Origin of the sequence: Rhodanobacter panaciterrae (assembly GCF_014651895.1) — a bacterium.
In the GTDB taxonomy this organism is placed as follows: Bacteria; Pseudomonadota; Gammaproteobacteria; order Xanthomonadales; family Rhodanobacteraceae; genus Rhodanobacter; species Rhodanobacter panaciterrae.
This window is the reverse complement of record NZ_BMXT01000002.1, coordinates 640,712-665,676: the sequence shown is the minus strand read 5'-3', so window position 1 is coordinate 665,676 and position 24,965 is coordinate 640,712. Positions and strand designations below refer to the sequence as shown.

Here is a 24,965-nt window from a genome sequence, read left to right as displayed (position 1 = left end):
TGCCTTATTGTACGTCGGCAACCATCCGAGTGCAGACGATTTTTGCCAACTCGCGCCTGTTGCGCGTGTTAACCATTCGGTTACACTCGACCGAGCATCTGGGGAAGGGGGATTCCCGCCAATGATCAAGAAAATTATCGTGTTGCTGGCCGGCATGCTGGTCACCGTGGCTGTGTATGCAGCGGGCGCGCAACTGCGAGCCGATCATCCCGACAGCTACACCGTGCGCCGAGGCGACACGCTGTGGGATATCTCCGCCAAATTCCTGTCCAAACCATGGCTGTGGCCGGAAATCTGGCAGGCCAATCCGCAGGTACGCAATCCGCACCTGATCTACCCCGGTGACGTGCTCAACCTGTCCTTCATCAACGGACCACGTTTGCGACTGCAGCCGCAGACGCATCCCGAAGGCGAGGCGGTACCGGCGATTCCATTGTCCGAACTGAAAATGTTCCTCAAGAACATGCGGGTGATGGACTCGAATGCGGTCAACTCCGCACCGTATGTGGTCGGCCTGGAAGAGGCCCGCCTGCGCGGTACGGTGGGTCAGAACCTCTACGTGCGGGGCCTGCAGGGCGAGCCGGGTCAGCGCTGGGCGATCGTGCGTCCTACCCATGTGTTCCGTGGCTTCAATCAGAACGATGCGAGTCGCGCCGATCTGGTGGGCCACGAGCTGGACAGCAATGCGGCGATGGTCAATGCGCCGTGGGATGAAGACACCCGTAACGACGGACATTACGGTCGCGGCGATGACCTCGGTGTCGAAGTCAGCGTAATCGGCACCGCCGAGACGCTGCGAACGGGCGACCCGTCGACCCTGCTGCTGCTCGATTCGACCATGGAAATTCGCAGTGGCGACCGCATCATGCCGGTCGACGACGCGCCGTACGACGCGTTCTACTACCCGCACCCGCCGAAGTCGGTGCCGGCTGACGCCAAGGTGATCGGCTTTGCCGATGCGATGGACGCGGCCGGTTCGCGTCAGGTGGTGATGCTGTCGATTGGTGCGAAGGACGGCGTCGACAATGGCCAGACCTTCACGATCTACGAGCCGGGCGAGACCATCCACGACGACGTGGCCAGCAACAGCTGGAATCGCGGCGTGGGCCACAATGTCACCTTGCCGGACGAGTACGTCGGCCATGTGATGGTGTTCCGTACCTTCGATCGGGTCAGCTACGGCTTGATCATGGATGGCTTGCGGCCGGTGCATGTCGGCGGTCGTCTGCGCGCACCGGAATAACCACGCGGCGCTTGCCGTAACGGCATCTGCCTACAGCACGGCGCGGCCATCACCGCGCCGTTTCTGTTTGCGCCGGTTCCGTAAACTGCAGCACATGCACATGGACGATAGGGATGAACTGCGCGCATGGCTGATCGCGCTACGCACGCCGGGCCTGGGCCCGGGTGGTCTGCGCGAGCGGCTGGATGCAGCCGATGGCGATATCGGGAAGGCAGTGGCGCAGCTGCAGCGCCACGCCGCGGCACTCGGTGAGCCGGCGCAAGCGTGGCTGGCACAGCCCGATGAGGCGCTATTGGCAACCGATCAGGCATGGCTGGCCGAGCCCAGTCATCGGTTGTTGCGCTGTACCGAAGCGGATTTTCCTCCGCAGCTGGAAAACATTCCGCAACCGCCGGCTGCATTGTTCGTGGTCGGCGACGCCAGCCTGTTGCTGTATCCGCAAGTGGCGATCGTCGGTGCCCGCAGCGCCAGTGCGAGCGGGCTGGTGCATGCCCGTGCGTTTGCCCGGGCGCTGGCGCAGGCCGGCTTCGCGATTACCAGCGGCATGGCCGATGGCATCGACGGTGCGGCCCACGCGGCGGCACTGGATGCCAGTGCGGCGACGCTGGCGGTGATCGCCACCGGACCAGATCGGGTGTACCCGCGCAAGCACCATGCGCTGGCCCAGCGGATCGCTGCGCACGGTGTGCTGATCAGTGAGTTTCCGCCCGGCACGGCCGCGCGCGCCGATCATTTTCCGCGGCGGAACCGGATCATTGCGGGTCTGTCGCTGGGTACGCTGGTGATCGAGGCGGGCCTGCGCTCCGGTTCGTTGATCACCGCCCGACTGGCCGCGGAACAAGGGCGTGAGGTGTTCGCGCTGCCCGGTTCCATCCATAATCCGCTGGCGCGCGGCTGTCATCGGTTGATCCGTGATGGCGCGCGACTGGTCGAGAGTGCGGCGGAGATTATCGAGACATTGGCTCCGGCAGCGCGCATGCTTGGCCGCGAACTGGCTGCCCGATTGCAGACGGAGGCCGGCGACGAGGCGACTCGAGAGCTGGTTGCCAAGAGTGGCGCAGGTAGTTCGCGTGATCGTTTCGGTTACGGTGAATATACCGAATATTGTGGTCTTTTGAGCGAACTTGGCTACGATGCGGTGACATTGGACGAACTTGTCCAGCGCACAGGGCAATCGGCAGCCGCATTGTCCTCGATGCTGTTGATGCTGGAACTGGACGCCAGGATCGAGAGTCTGCCGGGCAACCGCTACCAGCGATTACCTGACGCCGATTGATCAGTGATATCCGCATCGGCCCGGCCAGTCTGGTGGGTCCGGGCTTGACAGCCGCCGGCGCGACATGGTTTCAACTATATATATGTCCGGCACGGAAGCGCCGGTGGTTCACTTGCGGAAATCCAGCTTCATGGCAAAAAACCTGCTCATCGTCGAGTCACCGGCCAAGGCCAAGACGATCAACAAATACCTCGGCAAGGACTTCCAGGTTCTCGCCTCCTACGGTCACGTGCGTGACCTGAAGCCGAAGGAGGGCGCGGTCGACACCGAGCACGGTTTCACCATGGCCTACGAGGTGATCGAGCGCAACGAGAAGCACGTCGACGCGATCGCCAAGGCCGCCAAGCTGGCCGACGACATCTATCTGGCGACCGACTTGGATCGCGAAGGCGAGGCGATCAGCTGGCACATCAGCGAGATCCTGAAAGAGCGCGGCCTGACCGAAGGCAAGAAGTTGCATCGCGTAGTGTTCTCCGAGATCACCCCGAAGGCGATCAAGGCCGCGGTCGCCGCACCGCGCCAGTTGTCGCATGACCTGGTCGATGCGCAGCAGGCGCGTCGCGCGCTGGACTATCTGGTCGGCTTCAACCTGTCGCCGGTGCTGTGGCGCAAGGTGCAGCGCGGGCTGTCTGCCGGCCGCGTGCAGTCGCCGGCGCTGCGCATGATCGTCGAGCGCGAGGATGAGATCGAGGCGTTCAAGGCGCGCGAGTACTGGAGCATCGAGGCACAGCTGAAACATGTCGATGGTGATTTCACGGCGCGTCTCTCCAAGCTCAACGGCAAGAAGTTCGAACAGTTCGACCTTACCAACGAGGCCGATGCACAGGCTGCGCGCGATGCATTGAAGCAGGCCGCGCGTGGCCGCCTCACGGTCAGCGACGTCGGCTCGAAGGAGCGCAAGCGCCGGCCGGCGGCACCGTTCACCACCTCGACCCTGCAGCAGGAGGCCGCGCGCAAGCTCGGTTTCACCACCAGCCGCACGATGAAGGTGGCGCAGGGTTTGTACGAAGGCGTGGCGCTCGGCGACGAGGGCAATGTCGGCCTGATCACCTACATGCGTACCGACTCCACCATGCTGGGCGACGATGCGGTGGCCGAGCTGCGTCAGCTGATCGCCCGCGATTTCGGTGGTCACGCGCTGCCCGATGCACCGCAGGTCTACAAGACCAAGTCGAAGAACGCGCAGGAAGCGCATGAGGCGATCCGTCCGACCTCGGCGATGTACACGCCGAAAGCGATTGCCGGCTTCCTCAACGACGACCAGCGCAAGCTGTACGAGTTGATCTGGAAGCGCACCGTCGCCTGCCAGATGATCCACGCTACGCTGAATACCGTCTCGGTGGAATTTGCACTGCGCGATGTTGTTGGCGGCGACGCTTCGTTCCGCGCCAGCGGCACTACCGTGATCGATCCGGGCTTCCTCGCCGTGTACGAGGAAGGCAAGGACCAGAAGACCGCCGAGGATGACGACGAGGGTCGTCGTCTGCCGCGCTTGGCGGTGGGTGAGCAGGTACCGTTGCACGAGATCGCCGCCGACCAGCATTTCACCGAGCCACCGCCGCGCTACTCCGAAGCCAGCCTGGTCAAGGCGCTGGAAGAACACGGCATCGGCCGTCCGTCGACCTACGCCAGCATCATCCAGGTGCTGCAGAACCGCGAATACGTCCTGCTCGATAGCCGCCGTTTCAAGCCCAGCGACGTCGGCCGCGCGGTCAGCAAATTCCTCACCGCGCATTTCACCCGCTACGTCGACTACGACTTCACCGCCAAGATGGAAGACGAGCTCGACGCGGTCAGTCGTGGCGAGGAAGCCTGGGTGCCGCTGATGGAGCGCTTCTGGCTGCCGTTCAAGCAGCAGGTGGACGAGAAGACCGAGTCGGTCGATCGCAACGAGGCCACCGGCGCGCGCGAACTCGGCGCCGATCCGAAAACCGGCAAGCCGGTATCGGTGCGGCTGGGGCGATTCGGGCCATATGCCGCGATCGGCACCAAGGACGACGAGGACAAGCCGACCTTCGCGTCGCTGCGTCCCGGCCAGAGCATGCACACGATCACCCTGGCCGAGGCACTGGAGCTGTTCAAGCTGCCGCGTCAGCTTGGTCAGGCCGAGAACGGCGACGAGGTGATGGTCGGCGTCGGCCGCTTCGGTCCGTTCGTGAAGCAGGGCAGCACCTATGCCTCGCTCAAGGCCGAGGACGATCCGTACACGATCGAACTGCCGCGCGCGCTGCAGATCGTGGCCGAGAAACTCGAGATGTTGGCGAACCGGTTGATTCTCGACTTCGGCAACGGCGTGCAGGTACTCAATGGCCGCTATGGCGCCTACATCACCGATGGCGAAAAGAACGCACGCATCCCGAAGGAGCAGGAGCCGAAGGAGCTGACCGAGAAGCAGTGTCTCGAACTGCTGGCGGCGGCACCCGCGCGTAAGCCGGGCCGCTTCGGCAAGAAGACCGCCACCAAGAAAACTGCGACCAAGAAGGCTGCCGCCAAAAAGGCGACGCCTGCGGTGAAGAAGGTCGCCGTCAAGAAGGCCGCGACGAAGAAGAAAGCTGCCAAGAAGACGACGGCCAAGAAAACCGCCACCAAAAAAGCGGCGACGAAGAAAGTCGTGGCAGAGAAAGTCGAGGCCTGAGTGCTGCGGCGCTTCACCTCCACTGAGTCCGCTGCTGCCGCCGAGCGGCTGCACGCGGGTGACGTGCTGGCCTATCCGACCGAGGCGGTGTTCGGCCTCGGCTGCGATCCGCATGATCACGTTGCGTTCGAGCGTCTGTTCGCGCTGAAACAGCGCCCGCCGACGCAGGGCGTGTTGCTGATCGCCGCGGAGTTCGCCCAGGTCGAGCGCTATATCGAGCTGGGCGCCGTGCCAGCGGAAGTCCTGCGGCAGGTGCGCGCAAGCTGGCCGGGGCCGCACACCTGGATTTTCCCGCGCTCGGCGGACGTACCGGCATGGATCGCCGGTGCGCATGCCGGCATCGCGCTGCGGGTCACCGCCCACGAACCCGCTGCTGCGTTGTGTCGCGCGTTTGGCGGTGCGCTGGTATCGACCAGTGCCAACCCGCACGGCCAGCCACCGGCGCGGCTGGCGCAGACCGTCGCGGATTATTTTGGCGACGCGCTGGACGGCCTGCTGGACGCCCCACTGGGTGGCCAGACCAGCCCCACCGTGATCCGCGATGCATTGTCGGGCGCTATCATCCGCGCCTGAACGGTCGAAGGAACGCGTCGGAATGGTGCCAACCAGCGGCTCCATGAACCGTTGCGGAGCGACTGCTCTAGCCATTCACGTTGGCGTGAACAGGCCGGGGCGATGCTGTTCCTGCAACGCGACGAATTGAACATCCGGGAGAGTGCGGCTTGGCCATCGTTTACGACACCTACCAGCGTGAAGCGCCAGAACGGCTACCGCTGCTGAGCGCTGCCGATCCTTCGCGGGTGCTGGTCCGGCAACACGGCGCTGCGGTGACTGCCGCGCAGTTCCTGGCACACGTGCATGCGGTGGCTGCTGGCTTGCCTGTCGCGACGGCCGTGGTGAACCTGTGTGAAGACCGTTACGCGTTCCTGGTGGCGTTCTGCGCGATCGTGCTGCGCGGCCAGATCAATCTGCTGCCGTCATCGCGCGCGCCACAGGCGGTGGATGAAGTGATGGCGGCGCATCCGGGCTGCTATGCGCTGGGTGAGCAGGCGCTCGTTCCGGCGCCACCCGGCTATCGGTTGTTGCCATCGCTGGACCTCACCATGCCGCTCGACGCCGATACGAGCTGGCCGATGATTCCGGCCGACCAGGCGGTGGCGATCGGCTACACCTCCGGCTCCACCGGCATGCCCAGCGCCAACGTGAAGACCTGGGGCAGTTTTCATGCCAGCAACGCCGGCAATCTGGGCATGCTGCACGCGGCGGTCGGACGGCATCTCGAGATCGTCGCCACGGTGCCGCCGCAGCACATGTACGGCATGGAGATGTCGGTCTTGCTGCCGCTGCTCGGCGGGGTCAGCGTGCATGCCGGACGGCCGTTCTTTCCGGCCGACGTGGCGGCGGCTCTAGCCGAAGTGCCGGCGCCGCGGCTGCTGGTGACCACACCAGTGCATCTGCGCGCGTTGGTCGAGTCGGGTATTGCGTTGCCGCCGATTGCGGCGGTGGTCTCGGCCACCGCGCCGCTGCCGGTCGAACTGGCCGCCGCCGCCGAGCAGCGCTTCGGCGCACTCGTGCTGGAGGTATTCGGCTCCACCGAAACCTGCGTATTCGCCAGTCGCCGCCCCACCGTGGACGAGGACTGGTCGCTGTACGACGGCGTCACCCTGCATCCGCAGCCTGACGGCACCGCGATCGAGGCACCCCAGTTGAGCACGCCGATCACGCTGGCCGATATCGTCAGCCTGTCCGATGGCGGCCGTCGGTTCCGTTTGCGCGGCCGGCATGCCGACATGCTGGAGATCGCCGGAAAACGTGCCTCACTGAGCGATCTCAGCCGGCGCCTGCTGGCGATTCCCGGCGTGCAGGACGGCGTGGTGTTCCAGCTTGAGGCCGCCGATGCGCTCGGCGTGCACCGGATTGCGGCACTGGCGGTGGCGCCGGGGCTGGATGAGCACATGATTCTCGACGCGTTGCGCCGGGCCATCGATCCGCTGTTCCTGCCGCGTCCACTGCGGCTGGTTGCCGCGTTGCCCCGCAACGAAACCGGCAAGCTGCCGCGTGCGGCGTTGCTGGAGCTGCTGCACCATCACGATTGAATCCGCACGATTGAACCCGAGCGTGCGGTCCGTTGCAGCCGCTACAATGCGCGCCTGCGCGGCGTGGCGCATGGTGGCTCTCGGAGTGCAGGCATGAAGGTTCTCGTCATCGGCAGCGGCGGTCGCGAACACGCGCTGGCGTGGAAGCTCAAGCAATCGTCGCAGGTCGACGAGGTGATCGTGGCGCCCGGTAATGCCGGCACCGCGCATGAGCCAGGCGTGCGCAATGCCGATGTCGCGATGAATGATCTCGATGGCCTGCTGCAGCTGGCCAAGCGCGAGAAGATCGGGTTGACCGTGGTCGGTCCCGAGGTGCCGCTGGTGGCCGGCGTGGTCGATCGCTTCCGTGCCGCCGGCCTGCGCATCTTCGGCCCGCGCGCGATTGCCGCGCAGCTGGAAGGCTCCAAGGCATTCGCCAAGGACTTCCTGCAGCGCCACAACATTCCCACCGCGCATTACGCAGTGTTCACCGATCTGAATCCGGCGCTGGCCTATGTGCGCCAGCACGGCGCACCGATCGTGATCAAGGCCGATGGTCTCGCTGCTGGCAAGGGCGTGGTGGTCGCGTTGACGCTGGCCGATGCGGAGCTGGCGCTGCACGACATGCTTGGCGCCCACAGTTTTGGCGATGCGTCGGCGCGGGTGGTGATCGAAGAATTCCTCGACGGCGAGGAGGCCAGCTACATCGTGATGAGCGACGGCAGCCACGCGCTGCCGATGGCCTCGAGCCAGGATCACAAGCGCCGCGACGAAGGTGATCTGGGGCCCAACACCGGCGGCATGGGTGCGTATTCGCCGGCACCGGTGGTCACCCCGGAAGTCGAACAGCGCATCCTGCGCGAAGTGATCGAGCCGACCCTGCGCGGCATGGCGGCCGAAGGTGCGCCGTTCATGGGCTTCCTCTATGCCGGCCTGATGATCGACAAGAACGGCGCGCCGAAGGTGATCGAGTTCAACGTGCGCTTCGGCGATCCGGAAACCCAGCCGATCATGCTGCGGCTGAAGTCCGATCTGGTCGAGCTGATCGATGCTGCACTCGATGGCCGGCTGGAACACAGCAAGGCACGCTGGGATGCGCGCCCGGCGATCGGCGTGGTGATGGCGGCCGGCGGTTATCCGGGCAGGGTGCGTAGTGGCGACGTGATCGAGGGGCTTGATGCACCGGTCGATAGCGGTGTATCGGCCGATGTGAAAGTGTTCCACGCCGGCACCCGACTCGACGCTCAAGGCCGGGCAGTGACCGCTGGTGGCCGCGTGTTGACGGTGTGCGCGTTGGGGCAAGACATCGCCGGGGCCCGTGAAAGCGCCTATGCCGCAGTCAGCAGGATCCGTTATGACGGGGCGTTCTGCCGCCGTGATATCGCGCATCGGGCATTGCGGCGCGACTGAATTCACATTTGATTTGGCGACACGGCAGTGCCCCGTTATCGGGTGAGCGCTGCGTACGCCGACGCATGGTATGCCATCAGCTGGCTTGACTTTTCCGAGCCGGTATTTTTGGGCTATGCTTGGAACTTCCCCCGCGTAGAGTCGTGGCGCCAAGGCGTCTGAACGATCTCGTGTATGTTTCCACGTTGATGAGGTTTTCCCATGCGCAAGACGGTTTTGTCGCTGATGTCGGTTGCGACGCTGGCTCTGGCTGGCTGCAACGCTTCCCCGCCGTCACAGCAGGCGGGCACTGAACAGGCCCCTGCACCCGCACCTGCATCCCCGGGTACGGCAACCACGGCCAGCAATACCGTCGCGAATGCGGTGAGCGGCACGATCTCGTTGCGTGGCGCGGTGCAGCCGTCGGCGAATGCCACGCTGGTGCTGAATCTGGTCGATGTGTCGGCCACCGCCGCGGGCTCTGCGCCGCTGGCGAGCAAGACGGCCCCGGCTGGCGCCTTTCCGCAGCCGTTCAAGTTGGACTTCAATCCGGCCGAGGTGAAGCCGGATGACCTGTACGTCATCCAGGCCACGCTGACCGACGGCGACCGTCATTACACGATGCCGATCCAGGCACCGGTGCTGGCCAAGGGCAGCAAGAATGACGGCGTGGCGATCGAGCTGGTGGCGACGCAGACTGCCGGCGAGAAGGTGGCGGACGCGTTCACCGCCGAGCAGAAGCAGCTTGGTGGCATGAAGATTACGCCCGGCACCAAGCTCGACGGGGACGTCTCACGTGGCTGGCAGGTGTTTCGTCAGGCTGGTGAGCTGAAGTTCATCCGCGAAGAAGTGGACTATGGCGACAAGGGCTTCACCAGCACGGACTATGCCTATACGGATGGCAAGGTCTGGGCGGTCGTGCAGCAGACCAAGGCCAGTCGTGAGGGTAGGCCGAGTGCGATCGACCGTGCCGGCTGGAGCGACGATGGCACGCTGGTGCTGAAGGAGCATCAGGTCGGCAGCGACGTGCAGGCACTCGGCGACGATGCCGCGGCGAAGCTGAAGAAGCAGGCCATGGAAATCCTCAGAATGGCGACCGGTGGCAAGAACAAGTAAGCCGTCCAGACGTCCGTACATGAAAAAGCCGCCGGTGCGAACCGGCGGCTTTTTTGTTGCGAGGGATCTGCTCAGAAGTTGACGCGGAAGCCCATGTTGAAGCTGTTGTACTTCTGGCTGCTGTCGCCAAAACGGCCGCTGTAGCCGATCCAGCTGGTCATGCTCGGCGTGAGCTGGGCGGACACGCCAAGGTTGGCGTTGCCCCAGCTCTTGTCCGGCACGAAGCCGGTCAGCGCGAACGTGCCGTTCATGCTGTTCAGGCCGGCGCTGACTTCACGCGGATCGGCCTTGTCGTCGTAGTTCCATGCCAGTTCGGCATACGGTGACATGGCCAGATTGGCGACCTGCCAATGGCCTTGCAGACGCCAGCCGAGGCTGCCGATCAGCGCATCACGCTGCTGGTCGCCGAACCACATCGCGCTGCTGTCATTGCCGCTTTCGCTATAGCCGTTGACCTTGGCGGTCTGCCATTCGAGATTGGCAAACGGTCCGGTGCGCAGGTTGCCGAAATCGAACCACCAGCCGCCGGTGAGTCCGCCGCCCAGATGCGAGCCGTCAGCCTTGCCACTTTCGGTGCGATTCATGCTGCCAAGTTCGATCCGGCGAGCGATGTTCTTGAAGTTGGACTGGCCGAAATCCACGTAACCACCGACATAGCCGCCGCCGGCGTGATAGGTGAGGTAGCCGAGCCCGCTGACGTCCTGCAGCTTGTAACCGCCACCGCCGGAAACATTCGCGTTGCTCTGGCCAACGCCGAGCGCGATGCCGGCCGAGAGGTTGTCGGTGGCGTGGGCGTCCACACCAAGAGTGAAGTTGACGTTGTCGCTGCTGGTCTTCGGCGCGCCGTTGTTGGCGTCGAAGCGCTGCCGCGCGTAATCGATATTGACGAACGTGCGGGTTTCGCCACCGTCGCCGTCCACCAGCATCTGGTTGCGAATGACACGGGTCTGCGTGGTGCTGGCGGCCAGCGCCGATTCACCGAGCAGCGAAATCTGTGCCGGCGCCTGCAGCACGGACACCACGTACTGGCCGAGCAGTGCGTGCGCGGCGGTGGTCGGATGCACCCCATCGGCAAACACGTAGCTCTGATCCGTGCCAGGCGCATACGTATACGGCAGGCCCGAACCCTGCGGTCCGCACTGCACCGAGCTGGAGCCGGCGCCGCACGCCGGCGTGGTGGCGTTGGTGAAACCGTAAGCGTGCGGATTGGCGATCACCTCGGACAGCAGGCCGTAGGCGTTGATCGGGATGATGCCTTTGCCCAGTTGTCCCAGACCGGCATTGAGCTGACCGTTGAAGATCAGGCTGAGGCCGGTCAGCGACGCGGCGGCGGACGCGCCCTGCGCAGCAGCCTCCGGCGTCAGTCCGATATTGGGCAGGTTGAAGACCAGGATGTTCTTCACCCCGGCGCCCTGCAGCTGGCCGATCAACTTGACCTCCTGCTGCGCGGCGGCGCCGATGGCCGTCTGCGCCTGAGCGGCCGTCATCAGGGAGGAGACGCCGGCGGCTGCCTGCACCTGCTGGGTCACCGCCGCCGTCACCTGCTGGGTGATCTGCGGAGTGAGCGCCTGGATCTGCGCAGCGGTGTATCCCGCGCCCTGCAACTGCGCGATCTGCGCCGCGACGTTCTGATTGATCAGCTGCTGCGCCGTGGCGCCGGCACCGGCCGAGGTGGCGGCATAGAAGATGTCGTTGGCACCGCCCCAGATCGAGTACAGCGCGTTGCCATCGACCGCGCCGCCGGCGAGATAGGCGTTGACCTGACCGGTCAGGGTCGGTACCGCCGCCGGCGTACCGGGCGAGTTGGTGAGCACACCGGCACCACCCCAGGCGTAGTCACTGCCACCAGCCAGCGACGGGCTGAGCGCCAGGCCGAGCTTGCTGGCAACGTTTTCGATCGCCACGTGGCCGGGATTGGTCGTGAAGCGCAATGGCGGTTGGATGCCGGGCGCCGTGGCCAGCGAAATATTGCCGTTGTCGCTGAGGCTGTCGCCGAACACAACCACCTTGCTGAAATCGGTGGCGGCGGCAGCGCTGCTGAACAGCAAGGTGGCGGCGATGGCGCCGGCGAGTTGGCGAGTGCGAAGCATGGGTAACACTCCTGGGCCGGAATGGCCTTGTTATATGAGCGTTACGTTAATGCACCCCATACGGAAGCGCATGCTGCATCGCAGCGCGCTTCCGCATCGTGGCCTCGTCAGCGTTTGGCGGCGCGCGCCAAGGCGTCGGCGAAGGCGCTATTGGCCGGTGCCGCTGCCGGTTTCGGCACGTTATTGTTCGGGCGACCGCCGTTGCGATCGTTGCGCTGACCGCTCGAATTTTCACCACTGGCGGGCCGGCCGCCACGTGCCTGTCCGGGTTCGTCGTCGAGTCGCATGCTGAGGCCGATGCGCTGGCGCGGCAGGTCGATCTCCATCACCTTGACCTTGACGATGTCGCCGGCCTTCACTGCGTCGCGCGGGTCCTTCACGAAGGTGTGCGACAGCGCAGAGACATGCACCAGGCCGTCCTGATGCACGCCGATGTCGACGAACGCACCGAACGCAGCGACGTTGGTGACGCGGCCTTCGAGAATCATGCCGGGCTTGAGATCCTTCACGTCCTCGACGCCCTCGGCGAAACTCGGCGCGACGAATTCCGGGCGCGGATCGCGGCCAGGTTTCTCCAGTTCCTTCAGGATGTCGCGCACGGTCGGCACACCGAACTTCTCGTCGGTGAACTGCTCGGGTTTCAGGCCGCGCAGGAAGCCGCTGTCGCCGATGATGTTGCGCACCTCGCGGCCGCACTGCGCGATGATCCGTTCGACCACCGGATACGCTTCCGGATGCACCGAACTGGCGTCCAGCGGATTGTCGCCGTCGGATACGCGCAGGAAACCGGCGCACTGCTCGAACGCCTTGTCACCGAGCCGCGGCACTTTCAGCAGTGCCTTGCGGTTGGCGAACGGGCCGTTCGCATCGCGATGCTTCACCACGTTCTCGGCGACGCTGGCAGTGAGGCCGGCCACGCGCGACAGCAACGCGGCGGAGGCGGTGTTCACGTCCACGCCGACCGCGTTGACGCAGTCCTCGACACGCGCATCCAGCGCGCGTGCCAGCTTGATCTGGTTCACGTCGTGCTGGTACTGGCCCACGCCGATTGCCTTTGGTTCGATCTTGACCAGTTCGGCCAACGGATCCTGCAGTCGGCGCGCGATCGAGATCGCGCCACGCAAGGTCACGTCGAGATCGGGAAACTCCTTCGCCGCCAGTTCAGACGCCGAGTAGATCGACGCGCCGGCCTCACTGACCACCACCTTCGATAGACCGGTATCGGCCAGCTTCTTGATCAGCTCGCCAGCCAGCTTGTCGGTTTCGCGTGAGGCAGTACCGTTACCGATCGCGATCAGGTTCACACCATGCTGCTTGCACAGCTTCGCCAGTTGCACGAGCGATTCATTCCACTGCCGGCGTGGCTCGTGCGGATAGATCACGTCGGTGGCGAGCAGCTTGCCGGTGGCATCGACCACCGCGACTTTCACGCCGGTACGGATGCCCGGATCCAGCCCCATCACCGTCTTCGCGCCGGCTGGCGCTGCCAGCATCAGGTCTTTCAGGTTGTCGCCGAACACGCGGATCGCCTCGTCCTCGGCGCCTTCGCGCACGCGGCCGAACAGGTCGAGGGTGAGATGCAGGTGCAGCTTCACCCGCCAGGTCAGGCGCACGGTCTCGCGCAGCCACGCATCGGCGGCGCGGCCGCGGTTGTGGATGTTGGCGTGGGCGGCCACGCGGCCTTCGCCTTCGGCGTGGCCTTGCTCGCTGTCGGCAGCGGGCGCGAGTTCGAGTTCGAGCACACCTTCGTTGCGCGCGCGCATCAGTGCCAGCAGACGATGCGAGGGAATCTTGCCGATCGGTTCGACGTGGTCGAAGTAATCGCGGAACTTGGCGCCCTCGTTTTCCTTGCCTTCGACGACCTTGGCGCGGATCTGCCCCTGCGCCCACAGCCAGTCGCGCAGCTCGCCGACCAGGTGCGCGTCCTCGGCGATCGACTCCATCAAGATCGCGCGGGCGCCATCCAGTGCGGCACGCACGTCGGCAATCCCTTTCTCTGCATCGACAAACGCTTCGGCGAACGCTTCCGGTGTCCGCGTGGGATCCTCGCGCAGACCCAGCGCCAGCGGTTCCAGTCCGGCCTCGCGGGCGATCTGCGCCTTGGTGCGGCGCTTCGGCTTGAACGGCAGGTACAGATCTTCCAGGCGCGCCTTGGTGTCGGCGGCGAGCAGTTCGCTTTTCAGTGCATCGTCGAGCTTGCCCTGTTCCTCGACGCTGGCGAGGATCGCCGCGCGTCGGTCTTCCAGTTCACGCAGGTAACGCAGGCGTTCTTCGAGCAGGCGCAGCTGGGTATCGTCGAGGCCACCGGTGACTTCCTTGCGGTAGCGCGCGATGAACGGCACGGTGGCGCCGCCATCGAGCAGATCCACGGCGGCCCGCACCTGTTCGGTTTTGGCGGCGATATCGTTGGCAATGCGTTGTTCGATGCTGAGCATGGGTGCGAGTGGTTTCCTGGCAACGGCGTGATGCGCCGGATGTAGAGAGATCAAGCTGTTGATGATACCAAGCAGCCCGGTTGTGCCGGCAGCACGGGTGCGCAAACAAGCACGGCGCCGCGACTCAGTCGCGGCGCCGTGCAGGGAAGACGCTGGATCAGGCGCTGAACGAGTTGCTGCTGCTGGATGATGTCGGCGTCGACTTGAACTCGCTGGCGCGGCCATTCAGCACCAGGGTGCCGCAGATCAGGTCATGCAGGCCCTGCTTGCGCTGGGTCCAGGCAACCATCAAAAAGCCGATGAACAGGATGATGTAGCTGAGAAATTTTGCCGGGTAACGGCCCAGGGCACGCAGGAAGCTGATGCGGTTGCCCTGCAGGTCGGTGACCCGGATACCCAATGCCAGCTTGCCCAGCGTGGCCTGCCAGGTCGAGCTTTCACACAAGGCAAAATACAGCCAGCTCAGCGCCGTGGTGATCAGGGACGCCGCTGCCATCGTCGAGTAGAACTGGCCATAAGCCGCCATCATCGCGTGTGGATCGCCCGGCGCAGCGAGGATGGCCTGCGTCAGCGTCGCCTGGGCCGCATCGCTGCCCATGCTTTTCAGGATGATCAGATTCGGGATGTACAGGATGATACCGTCGAGGATGAACGCGGCTACGCGCTTCCAGAACCCGGCATAGTCTTCCAGCGCAGCCGCATTGGTCTGCGGCAGCGGAATCAGTGGCGCGGCTGGTGCGCTGTACGGGTTGGCGGGCGGCGGCGCGTTGCGCAATATCTCGTCGGGAAACAGCACCGACAACGGCTGCCAGTCGGCGAGGCCTTCGTACCACGCCAGATCCTTCGGGCTGACCTGGCCGCTGCGCAGCCACTGGCGCACATCGTCTTCCTTGTACGGGCCGTGCCGTTCGCCGTCGCGACCGATCCAGATTTCCATTGCGCACACCCCATGCTGGTCAAAGTGCGCATGATGCCATGAGTGGAGCGCAGAACGGCTCGGTGACCATGTCAGGCGGCGTCGCGCCGCTTCAGATGCACCAGCAGCAACGAGATCGCCGCCGGCGTGACGCCACTGACGCGCGCTGCCTGACCAAGCGTGGCCGGCAGCGTGCGCTTCAGTTTGAGCAGCACTTCGGCCGACAATCCGCGCACCTTGTCGTAGTCGAAACTGGCGGGAATCGCGGTGTGTTCGTGCCGACGCTGGCGTTCGATTTCCTCGCGCTGGCGTTCGAGATAGCCGGAATACTTGGTCTGCACTTCAACCTGCGCGGCGATGTCGTCGCGCTCCACCGCAGGACCGAGTTCGGCGACTGAAGTGAGTTTCGCGTAGTCCAGTTCCGGGCGACGCAGCAGATCCAGTGCATTCGTTTCACGGCTGACGGCGATGCCGAGTTGGCGCTCGATCGCGGCACCGAGCGCGTTGCCCGGTGTCGCCCACAATCCGCCCAGGCGTTGCAGCTCGCGTTCGACCGCCTCGCGTTTGGCGCGCAGCGCGTCGTAGCGAGCCTGCGGCACCACGCCCAGTGCATGGCCGGTCTCGCTGAGACGCAGGTCGGCGTTGTCCTCGCGCAGATGCAGCCGGTACTCGGCGCGCGAGGTGAACATGCGGTACGGCTCGATCGTGCCGTTGCTGGTCAGGTCGTCGATCAGCACGCCGATGTACGCCTCGTCGCGGCGCGGATACCACGGCGCCTTGCCCTGCGTCGCGAGCGCTGCGTTCAAGCCGGCGATCAGGCCTTGCGCGCCGGCTTCTTCATAACCGGTGGTGCCGTTGATCTGGCCGGCGAAATACAAGCCGGGGATCGCCTTGGTTTCCAGCCATGGATTCAGGCCGCGCGGATCGAAATAGTCGTATTCGATCGCGTAGCCGGGACGGGTGATGTGCGCGTTCTCGAAACCCTTGATCGAACGCACCAGCGCCAGCTGCACGTCGTACGGCAACGAGGTGGAGATGCCGTTCGGATAGATCTCGAACGTATCCAGTCCTTCCGGCTCGATGAAGATCTGGTGCGATGACTTCTCGGCGAAGCGCACCACCTTGTCCTCGATCGATGGACAGTAGCGCGGGCCGACGCCTTCGATCTGGCCGGTATACAGCGGCGAGCGGTCCAGCGCGCCGCGGATCAGCTCATGCGTCTGTTCGGAGGTATGGGTGATCCAGCAACTGACCTGACGCGGATGTTCGTTGCGTGTGCCGAGATAGGAGAACACCGGCGCCGGATCGTCGCCACGCTGTTCCTCAAGTCCGCTGAAGTCGATGCTGCGCAGGTCGATGCGCGGCGGCGTGCCGGTCTTCAGGCGGTCGGCGGCGACCGGCAGCTCGCGCAGTTTCAGTGCCAGCGCGCTGGCCGGCGGATCGCCGGCACGACCACCCGCGTACTGCGCCGGGCCGATATGGATCTTGCCGGCGAGAAAGGTACCGGCAGTGAGCACCACGCTCGATGCAGCGAACGACAGACCCATCTGGGTCACCACACCGCAGACGCGACCGTTCTCGATGATCAGATCGTCCACCGCCTGCTGGAACAGCTGCAGGTTCGGCTCGGTTTCGACGATGTGACGGATCGCCGCCTTGTACAGCGCACGATCGGCCTGACAGCGGGTGGCGCGCACGGCCGGGCCCTTTGAGGCGTTCAAGGTGCGCCACTGGATGCCGGCACGGTCGGCCGCATGCGCCATCGCCCCGCCCAGCGCGTCGATCTCCTTGACCAGGTGGCCCTTGCCGATGCCGCCGATCGCCGGGTTGCAGCTCATCTGGCCGATCGTCTCGATGTTGTGGCTGAGCAGCAGAGTGCGCGCACCGGCGCGCGCGGCCGCCAGCGCGGCCTCGGTGCCGGCATGGCCGCCGCCGATAACGATGACGTCGTAGTGGGTCGGGTGGCGCATCAAACTGACCTGAGCACGCAAAAAGTGACGAAACGGGGCGCTATGGTAACGCCGTCAGCGTTGGGCCAGTGGATTGGCTGGACTGGCATGCTTCCTGCTTTTACCAACACAGCACTTTCACGGGCAGACGCTGCGCGACTACGCGCGCCGAGATCGGACGGACAGGGGTTCGATCGCGTACCGGGAAAGGAAGCAAGACGGCACCTCTCGGGGTGCCGTCGTCTTTTGTGGGGTCAGCATCCACGCAAGTCCCCAAAGACAAGGCCCCGCAGCTTTGCAGCTGCGGGGCCTTGTGCTGATAGATCTGGCGCCCGGCGGTCTCAGGAACAGGGGGAATCCAGGATGACCGTGTTGCCGAGCGCCAGAAACCGGTAATTCATGGCGCGAAACACGAGTGGATATTCACCGCAGACGCGTGAACAAAGGGTGACTGAAAAGGAAATTTGTGCCGGGCCGCGGCAGCAGCTGACGTGTTGCGTCAGTCGTGTGATGCCGACCGCAAATCAATTGTGATCGTGATCACGCATTGGCATGGCGGTTGCATCCATCCCGTTACCCACCACGAAGGAGAACGTCATGGACATGAGCTTCGATTTCCAACCGGTTTATCCGCACCACGATCTGCTGGTCGAGCTGGGTCAGGTCGAAATGGCGATCGACGGTTTGAGCGAGCGTGAAGACAACGAGCGCGGCGCGCTGCAGCCGGGTCTGGAGTCGCGCATGCAGAGCCTGCTCGAAGCGCTCGATCATCTGGCCGTCTGAATGAAACATCCCGCCCGTGTGCGTGGGGGTACCACCACGCGCAGCAGGACGATGCAACAAGATGTGCGCAGCGCCAGCAGCTCCGCTGCCGATCAATGATTGAGTACGCTGCCGACGATTTCGGTCAAGTTGCGCGAAAGCCCGTCATGCGCGGCCAGTTTCACGATCGCCGCATGCGCTGCCTCGCGACGTCGCGATTCCAACCGCTGCCAACCGTTGAATGCCGTGGCCAGTCGCGCCGCGACCTGCGGGTTCAACGTATCCAGCGTGATCAGCCGCTCGGCCAGTAGCCGATAGCCGGCGCCATCGATTCGATGGAACCCGCTCGGGTTGCCGCGAACGAACGCTCCCAGCAAGGCCTGCACCCGGTTCGGATTCTTCAGCGTGAACGTGTCGTCGTGCTCCAGCCGCTGCACGCGCTCCAGTGCCGGTTCGCCCGGCAGCTGTGCCTGCACCGCAAACCACTTGTCCAGCGCCAGCGCGTTGTCGGCGTAGCGTTCGCGATAATCGCGCAGCGCCGCCGTGGCCTGTGGAGCATGGCCACGCACCAGCACGGTCAGCGCCGCGAGCCGGTCAGTCATGCCGGGTGCATTCCGATACTGGGCGGCGGCCAACTCGCAAGTGCCCTGGTTGTCGAGCAGGTGCAGAAGCTCCAGCACGCGGCGCTTGAGCCGGCGGCGCGCCTGGCTCGGCGCATCCAGCGCGATGCTGGTGTGCGCGGCCAGCGCCTGATAACGCTGCCTCAGGGCAGCGGTACCGAGCCGTTCGGCCAGTCGTTGCTGCAGGCCCTGACGCAAGTGGTGAATGTGCTGCGGATCGATCGCCGTCTCGCGTTCGGCCAGCTCGACCTCGCCCGGCGGGGTCAACAGGTCGGCCAGCAAGGCGTCGTCGATCGCGCTGTTGTTGAACAGCAACGCCAGCGCCTCGCACCACGCATGCAGTGCTTCGGTCGAGCTGCCGTCGCGCAGGTTCTCGTAGGCGCGCGTGGCCAGCTGCTGACCGGCCTCCCAGCGATTGAAGCCGTCGACGTCATGGGCCAGCAGCAAGGCCAGCTCGTCCGGCGTGTAATCGCATTCCAGGATCACCGGCGCCGAAAATCCGCGCAGCAGGGACGGCACCGGCGAGGTGATGACATTGGTGAAAACGAAATCCTGTTCGGCCTGGGTCAGCACCAGGACAAGTTCGTTTTCGCTTTTGGACGTCTGGCCGTCCAGATGCAGTGGCAACATGTCGCCATGGTGCGTGAACAAAGCCAGCTTGACCGGGATCGGTAGTGGTGGCCGCGATTCCGTTCCGCCCATGTGCTGGGCCAGTGTCAGCGTGTACTCGTGCCGGGTGGCATCGTAATGACCGCGAGCACTCAACCGCGGTGTGCCGGCCTGACCGTACCAGGCCAGATACGGCGTGAGGTCGGTACCGTTGGCGTCGCCCAGCGCGGCGAGAAAATCCTCCAGCGTGGCGGCGCGGCCGTCGTTGCGTTCGAAGTAGCGATCCATGCCGCGGCGGAAACCGTCCTTGCCCAGGGCGCCGGCCAGCATGCGCACCAGCTCGGAGCCTTTCTCGTACACCGTGGCGGTGTAGAAATTGTTGATCTCGCTGTATTGCGCCGGGCGCACCGGATGCGCCAGCGGGCCGGCGTCTTCGGGAAACTGCGCGCGACGCAGCAACGCCACGTCCTCGATGCGCTTCAGCGGTGCCGAGTTCATGTCGGCCGAGAAGCTCTGCTCGCGGAAGACCGTGAGCCCTTCCTTCAGCGACAGCTGGAACCAGTCGCGGCAGGTGACACGGTTGCCGCTCCAGTTGTGGAAATACTCGTGCGCGACCACGGCCTCGACATGGCGGTATTCGTCGTCGGTGGTCGAGTCCGGATCGGCCAGCAGGCACTTCGCGTTGAAGATGTTGAGGCCCTTGTTCTCCATCGCGCCCATGTTGAAGTCATGCGTGGCGACGACATGGAACACGTCCAGATCGTAGTTGCGGCCGTAGGCCTGCTCGTCCCAGCGCATCGAGCGCTCCAGCGCATCCATCGCGTAGTCGCAGCGGTCGATCGCGTCGGCTTCGGCCCAGATCTTCAGTTGCACGGCGCGGCCGTCGGCGGTGACGTAGTCGCGCTCGATCTTTTCCAGCCGTCCGGCCACCAGCGCAAACAGATAGCTCGGCTTCGGATGCGGATCGACGAAACGCGCCCAATGCCGGCCACCTTCCAGTTCACCCGCACCATCAGGGTTGCCGCCGGCCAGCAGCACCGGGAAGCGTGCGCGATCGGCGCGCAGGGTGACCGTGTAACGCGATTGCACGTCGGGCCGGTCGGTGAAGAACGTGATGTGGCGGAAGCCTTCGGCCTCGCACTGGGTCAGCAGGAAGCCGGCTTCGCGCGAACCGGACAGGTACAGACCCTCCAGCGCGGTGTTCGCAGCCGGACGCAGCCGCACGCGGGTTTCCAGCACACTGCCGTCGTGGGCGCCATCGACTTCCAGCACGTTGCCGAGGTAGCGATACGCGGTGGCGGGCAGCTGTCGGCTATCGAGGGTGATCGACAGCAACTGCAGGTTCTCGCCGTCCAGTCGCAGCGGCGCGTTCTGCGCCGGGTCACGCCGCAGCAGCAGGCGTGCGGACACTTCACTGGCATCGATGCCGAGGTCGAAATCCAGCTCGACCGTCTCCACGCGCCAGGCGGGCGCGCGGTAGTCGCTGAGGCGGATCAACGCAGGGGCTTGCTCTGGAAGTGCGTGCATGGGAACAACGATGGGGTGGGGACTGCTCAGGTTACCATGGGGCGATTTGACGGCAGGAGAATCCCATGGCGGCATTGAGCGCACTGCGCTACGGCGTCGAACGGGCCCAGTTGGGCGATCAGGCCATCGTGGTGCTGACCGATCGCATCGGTGACCGGCGCGTGCGTATCGCGCAGCACGGCGCGGCCCTGCTCAGTTTCGAAGTGCCGTTCGAGGGTGCCATGCACGACCTCGCCGACGGCCACCGCGACGCCGCCGAGATCGTCGGCCGCCCGGGTTCGCGCTTTGCGATCATGGTGCCGTTCGCCGGCCGCATCGCCGATGCGCGCTACCGCTTCGATGGTCAGGCGCAGGACCTGCAGCCAGGTGTCGTTGGCGCCGAGCGCGCCAGCCGGCACGGTTTCGTGCGCGATACGGAGTTCGATATCGCGACATTGAGCGCGGACGATCACCGCGCGGAGGTCAGCTTGAGTACCACCGCGATCCGTCCGCAGCCGGGCTATCCGCATGCGATCGACCTCAGCGTGATCATCACGCTGGACGCCGGCGGCATCACCCTGGAAGCGCGCATGCGCAATGTCGGCGACAGCGCCGCGCCATGTTTCTTCGGTTGGCATCCGTACTTCCGTTTGGCCGATGGTCTGGTCGATGGCTGGCAATTGCAGATTCCCGCACAGACGCTGATCCGTACCGGTGCCGACCTGATCGCACTGCCCGGTGCCGCAGCCTACGTGGCGCTGGACAATGCACCGGCGCTGGATTTCCGCGAAGCACGACGCATCGGCGACAGCATTCTCGATCAGGGCTATACCGATCTGGACATCGAGGCGGATGGGCGCATCCGCACCCGTCTGCGCGATCCGTTCAACGGTTTCGGCATCGCGGTCTGGCAGGAGCGCGGCGTGATGCACGCGTTCACCGCCGACACGGTCAGTCGCGATGCACGCCGGTCGATCGCGCTGGAACCGATGGAGTGCATGGCCGATGCGTTCAACCGGCCCGAGTGTGCCGAGGCGATCCGCCTCGAGCCGGGCGCCGAGCGCCGTTTCCGTTGTGGTGTGGAGGTCGAGTTGTCATGAGTGCCGTGATGGGTGCGTTGCCGAGCTTCGAACAGGTCCGCGATGCCGCCGCGCGCATCGCGCCGTATGCGCGGGTAACGCCGGTGCTGCGCAACGCGACGCTGGATGCGTTGAGCGGCGCCGAGCTGTATTTCAAGTGCGAAAACCTGCAGCGCGGCGGCGCGTTCAAGTTCCGCGGTGCCTGCAATGCAGTATGGGCGTTGAGCGACGAGCAGGCCGCGCACGGCGTGGTCACGCACTCGTCCGGCAATCACGGCAACGCGCTGGCACTGGCCGCCGCCACACGCGGCATCGCCGCGCACGTGGTGGTGCCGGAAGGCGCGGTGCGCGCCAAGGTCGAGGCGATCGAACGTGCCGGTGCGATCCTGCATCGCTGCGCACCGACCCAGGCCGCCCGCGAGGCGATGGCCGCCGAAGTGCAGCACGCCACCGGCGCGGTAATGGTGCATCCGTATGCCGACACCCAGGTGATGGCCGGGCAGGGCACGCTGGCGCTGGAGTTACTGCAACAAGTCGACGGATTGCATGCGCTGATCACCCCGGTCGGCGGCGGCGGCCTGGCCAGCGGCGTGGCGATTGCCGCGCATGCGATCGATCCCACGCTGGCCTTGTTCGGCGCCGAACCGAAGGGTGCCGACGATGCCGCGCAATCACTGGCGCACACTACGCGAGTGACCACGGTGGTGCCTGATACGGTCTGCGACGGCCTGCGCGCGCTGGTCGGTGAACGCAACCTCGACGCGCTGCGCGCGCATCGGGTCGACGTGATCACGGTCAGTGACGCGGAAACCATCGTGGCGATGCAACTGCTGTGGTCGGAGCTGAAGCAGGTGGTAGAGGTATCCAGTGCCACCGTGCTGGCAGCGATCCTCCAGCAGCGCGAGCGTTTTGCCGGGCGCCGTGTCGGCGTGGTGTTGACCGGCGGCAACGTCGATCTGCAGGCGTTGCCCTGGTATTAGAGAGGGTCTGACTTAAGCCTTTTTCCGTCATTCCAGCGAAAGCTGAAAAGCTCCACAACATCGAAGCTGGTCAATCTAGAGTCTTCGGTGATTTGCAACGGCACTGGATGACCAGCTTCGCTGTTGAAGAGCGCTTCCAGCTTTCGCTGGGATGACGAGAATTCTTTAGGTCATGCCACTTCCGCAGAAGTGGCGGTGCTCGCCAGATTCGCTTCGGCGAGCACAGCGACGGATGGCTTGTGTTCGAACGCATGCAGATCCAGCTGGCTCACCGGAATCGGTCGGTAACCCTCGCCGAACGCCACCTCGCCCGGTCGCCAGCCCTCGATGCAGCGCACCGCGCCCCAGAAGCGCTTCAGCGCGGCCCAGTGCAGGCCGACCAGGCCGTGGTCGTTGTCGGCATCGACGACCGGATCGCCCACGCCGGTCGGTCGCGGCGCCAGACCGTACAGCGACGTACCGAACAGCACGTCCCAGATCGAGAGCACCTGGCCGTAGTTGCAGATATGCAGGGTCGGTCGCTCAGGGTCGACCAGCATGTGATGCAGGCGATGGAACTTCGGGTCGACGAACACCCGCTCGAACACCCTGCCGAAGCCGATGCGCGTATTGGTATGCGAGAAGTTCTGCACCAGTTCGCCGATCAGCATCAGCCACGCGAATTGGTCCGGGTCCACGCCGATCACCAGGCCGACTGTGGCCAGGATCATCGACTGGATGAAACCGTCCACGAGACTGCCGCGGTCGTTGGTCCAGCAGCTCATCTGGCGCGTGCTGTGATGCATGCTGTGCAGCGCCCACCACCACGGGATCGCGTGCTGGGTGCGGTGCATCCAGTAGTACACGAAGTCGTACACCACGTAGTACGTCGCGAACAGCACGAACGGATGCTGGTTGAACCACGGCACCCAGTGCGTCAGCGCCAGCGGCGAACCGGTGCTCGAGGTGGCGCTGTCGACGCCGCCGAACAGATGGCTGAACGGGGTCAGCACCAAATAAGTGAACAGCGGAAAGATGCCGAGCAGCATCAGCAAGGTGTAGTTGCGATCGACCAGGGTCAGCTTGCGATCGGTCCACTTTTCGGCGGGAAACCAGGTCTCCAGCGGACGGAACAGGAAACCGATGATGCCCACCTGCAGCGCCGCGATCATCAGCGAGGCGGCAATGTCGTTGGGGTCACCGGCCAACCCGTCCAGATGCAGCACAGTCAGCAGCGGCACGACGGCATGGGCACTCAGCCAGCTGACTCCGTGGGCCCAACATTGAGACAGATCAAACATCGGCATTTCTTCAGTTCTGGCAGCGTTGCATGATATCGCCGTGGCAAGCCCGGAGGCTGAATGGCCTCCTCAAGCGCGCCGTCGCGCGCCTACCCCGCTGACCGCGACCAGCCCCAGCAGCACCAGCGCGATGCCGACTATTTCCATCATCGACGGCTGCTCGTGCAGGATCAGCCATGCCAGCAACACACTGACGATCGGCACGCCGAGGCTGCACAGGCTGGCCACCGTGGTGGGCAGGCGCTGCAGCACGATCGACCACAGCCACCAGGCCAGGCTGGACGCCATCACCACGCTATAGGCCAGCGCGCCGATGAACGCCCAGTTCCAGTCGATCGGGCGTTGCGGCACCGCCAGTGCGACAACGGCAAGCGCCACACCGCCGGCCAGCATTTGCCACGCGGTGAGGCTGAGCACGGAGAACGTGTGCTGGCGGAACAGCCGCTTGCTCAACACCGTACCGGCTGCCCATGCCACGCCGCCGGCAATCGCCAGCGTGGTGCTCACCACGCTGCCCATGCCATGCCATGGCTCGATGATGCACAGCAGTCCCAGCGCGGCCAGCGCCAGCCCCAGCCAGTGTCGCCGGCTCGGCCGTTCACCCAGCAGCAGCCACGCCAGCAACACGGCCCAGAACGGCATCGTGTAAGCCAGCAGCGCCACATGACCGGCGCCGCCGTCGAGCAGCGCCCACTGCTCCAACCCTTGGAACGCGGCGGTCTGGCACAGCCCGATCAGGATCGTCGGCAGCAGCGGTGGTGGCCGCAGCGATTGTCGCGAGATCAGCAGTGCCGCAAACAATACCGCCGCGCCCAGCAGGTAGCGCAACGCGGCGAAGTTGAACGGCCCGGCATGCGCCAGCACCTGTTTCATCACCACCCAGCTGTAGGCCCAGACCAGGATGGTGACGAGCAGCGCGAGCACCGCGCCGCGGCGCGGCGATGAGGAAGACGACATGCGGAGGCCGGCAGGAAAGGGGGCGACAAGTCTAGCGGTGTCGGCTAC

17 protein-coding genes are annotated in these 24,965 nt (G+C 65.0%); 10 read left to right on the top strand and 7 right to left on the bottom strand.

Annotated elements, in window-relative coordinates:
* The first annotated feature begins 121 nt into the window (after positions 1-121).
* From IE071_RS12375 to IE071_RS12345, 7 genes are all read left to right on the top strand, one after another.
* Positions 122-1,243, top strand: coding sequence for a LysM peptidoglycan-binding domain-containing protein (locus IE071_RS12375; RefSeq protein WP_189441488.1), 1,122 nt, complete (start codon positions 122-124; stop codon positions 1,241-1,243).
* A gap of 94 nt (positions 1,244-1,337) precedes the next feature.
* A complete protein-coding gene (dprA, locus tag IE071_RS12370) occupies positions 1,338-2,519 on the top strand; it encodes a DNA-processing protein DprA (RefSeq protein ID WP_189441487.1) in 1,182 nt (393 codons plus the stop codon).
* Between the two features lie 130 nt (positions 2,520-2,649).
* The gene (locus IE071_RS12365; protein WP_189441486.1) at positions 2,650-5,154 is read left to right on the top strand and encodes a DNA topoisomerase I; all 2,505 of its coding nucleotides are present in this window, start codon (positions 2,650-2,652) and stop codon (positions 5,152-5,154) included.
* On the top strand, positions 5,155-5,727 hold the full coding sequence (gene tsaC, locus IE071_RS12360) for an L-threonylcarbamoyladenylate synthase type 1 TsaC (protein ID WP_189441485.1): 573 nt from the start codon (positions 5,155-5,157) through the stop codon (positions 5,725-5,727).
* A gap of 149 nt (positions 5,728-5,876) precedes the next feature.
* The gene (locus IE071_RS12355) at positions 5,877-7,250 is read left to right on the top strand and encodes an AMP-binding protein (RefSeq protein ID WP_189441484.1); all 1,374 of its coding nucleotides are present in this window, start codon (positions 5,877-5,879) and stop codon (positions 7,248-7,250) included.
* 93 nt (positions 7,251-7,343) lie between these two features.
* Positions 7,344-8,639 (top strand): phosphoribosylamine--glycine ligase, encoded by a 1,296-nt coding sequence (gene purD, locus IE071_RS12350; protein WP_189441483.1) that lies wholly within the window; start codon positions 7,344-7,346, stop codon positions 8,637-8,639.
* A gap of 201 nt (positions 8,640-8,840) precedes the next feature.
* On the top strand, positions 8,841-9,734 hold the full coding sequence (locus IE071_RS12345) for a YbaY family lipoprotein (protein WP_189441482.1): 894 nt from the start codon (positions 8,841-8,843) through the stop codon (positions 9,732-9,734).
* Between the two features lie 71 nt (positions 9,735-9,805).
* On the opposite strand, the gene IE071_RS12340 is transcribed toward IE071_RS12345, so the two are convergent.
* From IE071_RS12340 to mnmG, 4 genes are all read right to left on the bottom strand, one after another.
* On the bottom strand, positions 9,806-11,824 hold the full coding sequence (locus IE071_RS12340) for an autotransporter outer membrane beta-barrel domain-containing protein (RefSeq protein ID WP_189441481.1): 2,019 nt from the start codon (positions 11,822-11,824) through the stop codon (positions 9,806-9,808).
* Positions 11,825-11,931: 107 nt separating this feature from the next.
* Complete coding sequence (locus IE071_RS12335; protein ID WP_189441480.1) at positions 11,932-14,259, bottom strand: Tex family protein; 2,328 nt, start codon at positions 14,257-14,259, stop codon at positions 11,932-11,934.
* 157 nt (positions 14,260-14,416) lie between these two features.
* Complete coding sequence (locus IE071_RS12330) at positions 14,417-15,196, bottom strand: RDD family protein (RefSeq protein WP_189441479.1); 780 nt, start codon at positions 15,194-15,196, stop codon at positions 14,417-14,419.
* A gap of 71 nt (positions 15,197-15,267) precedes the next feature.
* Entirely contained in the window at positions 15,268-17,145 is a 1,878-nt protein-coding gene (gene mnmG / locus IE071_RS12325; protein WP_189441478.1) for a tRNA uridine-5-carboxymethylaminomethyl(34) synthesis enzyme MnmG, read from the bottom strand.
* 576 nt (positions 17,146-17,721) lie between these two features.
* Here mnmG and IE071_RS12320 point away from each other — a divergent pair.
* Positions 17,722-17,907 (top strand): hypothetical protein, encoded by a 186-nt coding sequence (locus IE071_RS12320; RefSeq protein ID WP_189441477.1) that lies wholly within the window; start codon positions 17,722-17,724, stop codon positions 17,905-17,907.
* Between the two features lie 92 nt (positions 17,908-17,999).
* Here the strand turns inward: IE071_RS12320 and pepN are convergent, their stop codons facing one another.
* Entirely contained in the window at positions 18,000-20,642 is a 2,643-nt protein-coding gene (pepN, locus tag IE071_RS12315) for an aminopeptidase N (protein ID WP_189441476.1), read from the bottom strand.
* 65 nt (positions 20,643-20,707) lie between these two features.
* Between pepN and IE071_RS12310 the strand changes: the two genes are divergently transcribed.
* Together IE071_RS12310 and IE071_RS12305 are read left to right on the top strand one after the other, a co-directional pair.
* Positions 20,708-21,721 (top strand): aldose 1-epimerase, encoded by a 1,014-nt coding sequence (locus IE071_RS12310; RefSeq protein WP_189441475.1) that lies wholly within the window; start codon positions 20,708-20,710, stop codon positions 21,719-21,721.
* 8 nt (positions 21,722-21,729) lie between these two features.
* Complete coding sequence (locus IE071_RS12305; RefSeq protein WP_189441833.1) at positions 21,730-22,680, top strand: pyridoxal-phosphate dependent enzyme; 951 nt, start codon at positions 21,730-21,732, stop codon at positions 22,678-22,680.
* A gap of 170 nt (positions 22,681-22,850) precedes the next feature.
* On the opposite strand, the gene IE071_RS12300 is transcribed toward IE071_RS12305, so the two are convergent.
* Both IE071_RS12300 and IE071_RS12295 read right to left on the bottom strand, forming a co-directional pair.
* Positions 22,851-23,960: a sterol desaturase family protein gene (locus tag IE071_RS12300; RefSeq protein WP_189441474.1), complete on the bottom strand. Its 1,110-nt coding sequence runs from the start codon at positions 23,958-23,960 to the stop codon at positions 22,851-22,853.
* A 69-nt stretch (positions 23,961-24,029) separates the two neighbouring features.
* A complete protein-coding gene (locus IE071_RS12295) occupies positions 24,030-24,917 on the bottom strand; it encodes a DMT family transporter (protein WP_189441473.1) in 888 nt (295 codons plus the stop codon).
* Positions 24,918-24,965 lie beyond the last annotated feature (48 nt).